The 1958-nt window shown below is 70.5% G+C and carries 1 protein-coding gene; it reads left to right on the top strand.

Features of this window, described 5'->3' with window-relative positions; all coding sequences use genetic code 11:
• Positions 1-360: 360 nt before the first annotated feature.
• Positions 361-1958: proteasome ATPase (gene arc, locus ACTUAL_RS01365; protein WP_440898978.1), on the top strand; the 1598-nt coding region annotated here is incomplete at its 3' end.

Below are 1958 nucleotides of genomic sequence, written 5' to 3'. Positions count from 1 at the left end.
CGCCGGGGCGCGCCGCGGGCCCGCCGACGCCCCGCCGCGAGCCGAACTCGCCTGGCTGCGGCCCCGATCACCCCGCCCGCGACCCCGGCGCCCGAGGGGCCCGCCGGGGTGCGACCGGCGCAATCCCCTGGAATTCCCCGTTCACGCCGGGGACACTGCCCGGACACAGCCGGTGGGGCGTCACCGGCACGCGCGCCGCACCGGGTGAGCGGTGCGCGGTGACACCGAGATGGAGCAGTTCACCCCCCGTACATGTCGAACCCGGTGATCACCCGCCGCTCCGGCAGCCCGCCGAGGTGGCCGCTTTTGTCGGTGATCGCCGGTACCGTTGTCGTACGAACACGGGAGGAGGGCGCCGACATGCCGCACGGTCATCCCGGCAGCCAGCCCGACGAGGGCGGCGAGCTGAGCAATGGCAGCAGCTCCGGCGAGTTGACGGCGCAGATCAGGTTCCTCGAGGACGAGATCGCGCTGCTCCGCCGCAAGTTGACGGAATCCCCACGACACGCCCGCCTGCTGGAGCAGCGGTTGGCCGAGGCCACCGAGCGCGTCAACCAGCTGACCGAGCGCAACACCAAGCTCATCGACACCCTCCGCGAGGCGCGCGGCCAGCTCCTCGCGCTCCGCGAGGAGGTGGACCGGCTGGCGCAGCCGCCCAGCGGGTACGGCGTCTTCCTCGCCCGGTTCGAGGACGGCACGGTCGACGTGTTCACGTCCGGCCGCCGGATGCGCGTGTCCGTCTCGCCGTCGGTCGAGGCGTCCTCCCTGGTCATGGGTCAGTCGGTGCGCCTGAACGAGGCGCTGACCGTGGTCGAGGGCGGCGACTTCGAGCGCACCGGCGAGGTGTGCGCGCTGCGCGAGGTGCTCGACGACGGCGGGGCCGAGGGCTCCGTCGCGCGGGCGCTGGTCGTCGGCCACGCGGACGAGGAGCGGGTGGTCTGGCTCGCCCAGCCGCTGCTCGACTCCCCGCTCAAGGCCGGGGACTCGCTCCTGGTCGACTCCAAGGCGGGCTTCGCCTACGAGCGGGTGCCCAAGGCCGAGGTGGAGGACCTGGTGCTGGAGGAGGTGCCGGACGTCCGCTACGAGGACATCGGCGGCCTCTCCCGGCAGATCGAGCAGATCCGCGACGCCGTGGAGCTGCCGTTCCTGCACGCCGACCTGTTCCGCGAGTACAAGCTGCGCCCGCCCAAGGGCGTCCTGCTCTACGGCCCTCCCGGCTGCGGCAAGACGCTCATCGCGAAGGCGGTCGCGAACTCGCTGGCCAAGCAGGTCTCGAAGGCGCGCGGCGAGGACCACAAGGACGCCAAGAGCTTCTTCCTCAACATCAAGGGCCCCGAGCTGCTCAACAAGTTCGTCGGCGAGACCGAGCGGCACATCCGGCTGATCTTCCAGCGGGCGCGGGAGAAGGCCTCCGAAGGCACCCCCGTGATCGTGTTCTTCGACGAGATGGACTCGATCTTCCGCACCCGCGGCAGCGGCGTGTCCTCCGACGTGGAGACCACGATCGTGCCGCAGCTGCTCTCGGAGATCGACGGCGTCGAGGGCCTGGAGAACGTCATCGTCATCGGCGCCTCCAACCGCGAGGACATGATCGACCCGGCGATCCTGCGGCCGGGCCGCCTCGACGTGAAGATCAAGATCGAGCGCCCGGACGCCGAGGGCGCGAAGGACATCTTCGCCAAGTACCTGACCGACGACCTGCCGCTGCACGCCGACGACCTCACCGAGTTCGGCGGCGACCCGGCGGCCTGCATCCAGGGCATGGTGCAGCACACCGTCGAGCGCATGTACGAGGAGACCGACGAGAACCGGTTCCTGGAGGTCACCTACGCCAACGGGGACAAGGAGACGCTGTACTTCAAGGACTTCAACTCCGGCGCGATGATCCAGAACATCGTCGACCGGGCCAAGAAGATGGCCATCAAGGACCTGCTGACCACCGGCCAGCGCGGGCTGCG

Source organism: Actinosynnema sp. (genome assembly GCF_052038725.1).
The sequence above is the reverse complement of the archived record's forward strand: the minus strand, read 5'-3'. Positions and strand labels throughout refer to the sequence as shown.